Genomic DNA, 4,807 nt, shown 5'->3' with positions numbered 1-4,807 from the left:
CGTGTGCGTGGCGTCGCTGTCCGAGCGATAGGTGCGGCCCGGCACGATGATCCGGATCGGCGGCTCCTGACCGTTCGCGATCCAGTTCGGCAGCTTCTCGTTCAGCCGCTGCATCGCGCGGATCTGCACGGGGCTGGTGTGGGTGCGCAGCACCTTGCGCTCGCCGCGCTCGTCCTCGGGCAGCCAGAAGGTGTCGTGCATCTCCCGCGCCGGGTGCTTGGGCGGGAAGTTCAGCGCCGTGAAGTTGTGGAAGTCGTCCTCGATGTCCGGCCCTTCGGCGAGCGAGAAGCCCATGTCGGCGAAGACGGCGATCATCTCGTCCAGCACCTGCATCGTCGGGTGTACGCGGCCCCTGCGTTCGGGCCTGGGCGGCAGCGACAGGTCCACCCGCTCCGACGCCAGCCGCGCGTCCAGTTCGGCGGCCTCCAGCGACGCTTTCCTGACGGCGATGGCCGAGGCCACCGCGTCGCGCAGGCCGTTGATCCTCGGGCCTTCGGTCTTGCGCTCGTCCGGGCTCAGCCTGCCCAGCGTCTTCAGCAGCTCGGAGATGGTCCCGGTCTTGCCGAGCGCCTCCACCCGGATGGCTTCCAGCGCCGCCACGTCGGCGGCCGTGGCGATCCGACCCGAGAGGTCGGCTTCCAGTTGTGCGAGGTCGGTCATGAGGCGGTTGCCTTAGAGGAGGTTCGTTTCCAGGGAAACCTCCCCTGCGAAGCGGGAGAGGTTCTCGTCGCCGGAGCAGCAAAAAGCCCCCCGGCGGTTCGGCCGGAGGGCTCTTGAAAGCTTCAGGGTCTTTGAGAGACCTAAGGCTTAAGCCAGCGCAGCGCGAACCTTGTCGGCGATGGCCTTGAAAGCGGCTGGATCGGCGCCGGCGACGTCGGCGAGAACCTTGCGGTCCATTTCGATCCCGGCCTTCTCAAGGCCGTGGATAAACTGCGAGTAGGTGAAGCCTTCCAGGCGCGCCGCGGCGTTGATCCGTTGGATCCACAGCGAGTGGAAGTTCCGCTTCCGGACCTTGCGGTCGCGGTAGGAATACTGGCCGGCCTTGTCCACGGCCGCCTTGGCGGTGCGGATGGTGTTCTTGCGGCGCCCGTAGAAGCCCTTGGCTTGCTCGAGAACCTTCTTGTGCTTTGCGTGGGCGACCACGCCGCGCTTAACGCGTGCCATCTGTCAGTTCTCCTTAGAGGCCGTAGGGGAGCCAGAGCTTGATGATCTTGGTATCAGCCTCGCTCATCACCTTGGTGCCACGGTTCTGACGGATGTACTTGGCGTTGTGGCTGATGAGGCGGTGGCGCTTGCCGGCCACGCCGGCCTTCAGCTTGCCGGACGCCGTCATCTTGAAGCGCTTCTTCACGCCTGACTTGGTCTTCAGTTTGGGCATTTCACGTCGGGCCCCGAAGGTCCCGTCCTCTGGTCGTGTTGATGAAGCGCCATGGCATGCCTTGGGCCAGGCGCTTCCGAAGGGGCGGGCTAGTAGCCGAAAGGGGCGGGCGACGCAAGCCGCAGCATCTTGCTGATCGCGGCACAGTCGCCAGGCAAACTGGCAGCCATGAGGCTTCAAGCCCGACCTTGCCGGTTTCTCAAAAGCCCTGCTCCTCGACGGAGGAGGATTGGGTGGTGGTGTGGCCGCCAAGGTGTGTGTCGCTGGCGCGAGAGGCGCTGACGCCAAAGTGCCCCCGAGCACCGAACCCCTGCGCGCAGGAAGGGAGGCGCTAGCCGCGACCCCGGCGCGCGCTCTCCACCGCGTTCTTCAGCCGCCTCGCGTCGAGGCCGCCTTCGATCAGGCGGTCGCCGATGACGTAGGCCGGCGTGCCGGCGATGCCGAGGCCGAAGGCCTGCAGGTTGTGCTTCGCGAGCTGGGCGTCGATCTCGCGGGCGGAGGCCTTGCGGTCGGCCGCCAGGCGCGCGCCGTCGGCGCCTGCGCGGGCGGCGATGGCGTCGATCCGCTCCGGACTCAACGTCCCGCGCGCCTCCATCAGCCCTGCGTGGACCACGGCATAGGCGCCCTGCCGGTGCGCCGCCAGCGCCGTGCGCGCGGCGAAGTCGGCGATCGGTCCGCGGATCGGCCAGTCCTTCCACATCACCCGCACGCGCGGGTCCTCGGCGCGCAGCATCCGCACCGCGCCGTCGGTCCGCTTGCAGACGCTGCACAGGTAGTCGGTGAACACCACCACCGTGACGTCGGCGTCCGCCGCGCCCACGACCGGCGAGCCCGGGTCGCTCAGCACCCCACGCACCACGTCTGAGTCCATCGGCAGTTCGCGGCCTTCCGGCCACAGCGACCGCAGCCCCGACGACAGGGCCGCGCCTGCGCCCAGCGCCAGCCCGAACCCGATCAGCGTGCGGCGATCGACCGGCAGCGGAGCCTACCTTCCGCCGCCGGACGGCGTGGCCTTGGTCGCCTCGGCCTCCGCCGCGCGCGCGCCGCCCAGGATGCCGGGCAGGGCGTAGTTCCCCTCGTGACAGGCGTATTCGTAGATCCGGCCGGGAAGCGCCGTCATCACCATCTCGGCGCGCCACGGCCGCGTGTAGTGGACCGGGTCCTCGACGCTGAACTCGTAGGCGATCTCGTCCTTGGACGACCGCGTCAGCCGCTCGGTGACCCTGCCCTTTTCGGACAGGAAGATCGGCCCGAACCGCCCCTGCTCGTCCCGCACGTCGACCGTCTCGACCACGAGGGTCGGGCCCTCCCACCAGGCCGTCGAGTCGCCCATCCAGCGCGCCAGCGTGGCCGGCTGGTGCGCCGCCTGGGCGGCAGCCCTGTCGGCATGGATCGGGATGATCCGCACGCCGAAGCCCATCTCCACGATCACCACCAGCGCGTCCCTGGTCAGCAGGAACTGGTAGTTGGAGTTGTAGATGTTGTTCAGCATCCCGGGCCCGCCCGAGTTGCGCGAGCCGATCAGGCAGCGGTCGTTGGGCGCCAGGTCCTCGGGCCCCGCCGGGTCCATCCGGTTGCTCATGGCGGCCGCCTCGCGCTTGCGGCGCTGGCCGAGCTCGGTGAGCGGCATCCGCCCGTCGGCAGGATCGACGATCCAGGCGGTGCGGTACTCGCCCCTGATCTTCGCGTAGGTCTCGCCGCCGTCGAGGAACACCGCGTCGTGCCCCAGCGCGCCGCCGGGCGCCAGCGCGCCGGCGTTGGGATCGCTGGGCTTGCGGTCGGCCTCGGCCGCGCGGCGCAGCGGATCGTTGGCCGCCAGCGCCGTGGCCTCGGCCTCGGTCATGGTCGGGCCCTTGAGGTTCCCCGGTCGCTCCAGCTTGGTCAGCGACACGTTCGACCAGGCGCCCGACAGGTCCGGGTGGCCGTCGCGGGTCTTCGGGACCGGCTGGGCGACGGCCGGCGCGGCGAGCGCAAGCGCAAGGAGGGGGGCGAGGAGGGCGGCGGCGAACGTCTTCATCGGGGCCGGACCGTAGCAGAGCTCCGCCTCACGCGCCCCATACGTCCCGGCCATACCTCACGAAGTTCAGGCCCAGCACCTTTTCTATGCGCGCCGGCTTGTGTCCGCGCGCGGCGAGCAGGCGGTAGAGCTTGCGGAACTGGTCCGGCCCGCGCAGGTCGTCGACGAACGGGTGCGTGTCGGCCCGCTCGCCGGGGGCTGCGATCCCCTTGGCCTTGCGGTCCTCGTGCTCCTTGCGCAGCGCCTCGGCGTACTTGTCCAGGTCATCGATCGGCGTGGTGCCGCCGTCGGTGCCGATGCCGACGTGATCCTCGCCGCAGACGTTCAGCGCGTGCTCGATGTGGGCGACCACGTCGACGGCGCGCGCGTGGCCCGAGAGGTTCAGGAACGGCATGAAGTAGATGCCGACGAAGCCGCCCCTGTCGGCCACCAGCTTCAGCTCCTCGTCGGTCTTGTTGCGCGGCAGGTCGGTCAGCGCGCGGCAACCGGTGTGGTTGATCGAGATCGGCTGCTTGGAGTAGCGCGCCGCGTCCAGGCAGATCTGGCGGCCCGAGTGGCTGAGGTCGACCATCACGCGGTTGGCGTTCAGTCGGTCGATCACCGCCCTGCCGAAGTCGGTCAGCCCGCGGCCCTCGGGCACGATCGAGCCGTCGCCGAGCTGGTTGCGCAGGTTGTAGGTGAGCTGGATCACGCGCACGCCCATGTCGGCGAAGATGTCCACGCGGCTCGCGTCCTCGCCCATCATCGCGGCGTTCTGGAAGCCCAGGATCACGCCCACCTTCTTCTCCGCCTTCGCGCGGGCGATGTCGGCGGTCGACAGGATCAGCATCAGGTCGCGCGGATGCCGGCGGATCAGCGCCTGCCATTGCGCCACCTCGGAAACCGAGTGCTGGAACGGCTCCATTGCGCCGGCGACGAAGCCGATGGTGACGTTCACCGCGGTCGTGCCGGACGCGCACGCGTCCCTCAGGATTCGCGGCGTGACCGCGGCCCGCGGCGGCTCGTCGAGGTTCGGGTCGTTCAGGCCGCCCAGGGCGTTGATCACCGTCAGCCCGGCCAGCGGATCGGCCCCGGCCGCCGTGGCCGCGGCGGGGGAGGCCGCGAAGGCGCCCACGCCAGCCAGCAGGGCGCGGCGGTCGACGTTGAAGCCCCTCCCCCTTGCGGGGAGGGGGCAGGGGGTGGGGGTGTCGCCCGTGGGTCCGTCGCCGGCGCCCCCACCCCCGGCCCCTCCCCGCAAGGGGGAGGGGAGATCACGCGCGCTCATTCTGCGGCCTCCATCTCGTCCTTGGTCAGCGGCCTGAAGTCGGCGCGACGGTACTCGCGGCCGCGCTTCACGGTCAGCTCCAGGCTCTTCAGGTTGGCGATGTCGGCGCCGGGGTCGCGCGCGAAGACCGCCAGGTTGGCCAGCTTCC

Annotated in this window: 5 protein-coding genes and 1 pseudogene; all 6 read right to left on the bottom strand. The window is 70.0% G+C overall.

The features are described from left to right. A pseudogene (locus JNL41_RS04680) lies at positions 1-660 on the bottom strand (phenylalanine--tRNA ligase subunit alpha); the annotation flags it as partial. A gap of 147 nt (positions 661-807) precedes the next feature. Continuing rightward, a complete protein-coding gene (gene rplT, locus JNL41_RS04675; RefSeq protein ID WP_293473110.1) occupies positions 808-1,164 on the bottom strand; it encodes a 50S ribosomal protein L20 in 357 nt (118 codons plus the stop codon). Between the two features lie 13 nt (positions 1,165-1,177). Then, a complete protein-coding gene (gene rpmI / locus JNL41_RS04670) occupies positions 1,178-1,378 on the bottom strand; it encodes a 50S ribosomal protein L35 (RefSeq protein ID WP_068875274.1) in 201 nt (66 codons plus the stop codon). A 331-nt stretch (positions 1,379-1,709) separates the two neighbouring features. Further along, positions 1,710-2,249, bottom strand: a complete 540-nt coding sequence (locus JNL41_RS04665; protein ID WP_293473109.1) for a DsbA family protein — start codon at positions 2,247-2,249, stop codon at positions 1,710-1,712. A gap of 114 nt (positions 2,250-2,363) precedes the next feature. Next, on the bottom strand, positions 2,364-3,395 hold the full coding sequence (locus JNL41_RS04660) for a hypothetical protein (protein WP_293473108.1): 1,032 nt from the start codon (positions 3,393-3,395) through the stop codon (positions 2,364-2,366). 28 nt (positions 3,396-3,423) lie between these two features. Continuing rightward, complete coding sequence (locus JNL41_RS04655) at positions 3,424-4,509, bottom strand: membrane dipeptidase (RefSeq protein WP_293473107.1); 1,086 nt, start codon at positions 4,507-4,509, stop codon at positions 3,424-3,426. Positions 4,510-4,807: the final 298 nt, after the last annotated feature.

It is taken from the genome of Phenylobacterium sp. (assembly GCF_016793285.1).
Classification (GTDB): domain Bacteria; phylum Pseudomonadota; class Alphaproteobacteria; order Caulobacterales; family Caulobacteraceae; genus Phenylobacterium.
This window is presented reverse-complemented; position numbering and strand designations above follow the sequence as displayed.

What these genes read in the sequence shown, in the direction of transcription:
- JNL41_RS04660 (WP_293473108.1), bottom strand. Translation starts at nt 3,395, where the DNA reads ATGAAGACGTTCGCCGCCGCCCTCCTCGCCCCCCTCCTTGCGCTTGCG.
- JNL41_RS04665 (WP_293473109.1), bottom strand. Translation starts at nt 2,249, where the DNA reads ATGGACTCAGACGTGGTGCGTGGGGTGCTGAGCGACCCGGGCTCGCCG.
- rpmI (WP_068875274.1), bottom strand. Translation starts at nt 1,378, where the DNA reads ATGCCCAAACTGAAGACCAAGTCAGGCGTGAAGAAGCGCTTCAAGATG.
- rplT (WP_293473110.1), bottom strand. Translation starts at nt 1,164, where the DNA reads ATGGCACGCGTTAAGCGCGGCGTGGTCGCCCACGCAAAGCACAAGAAG.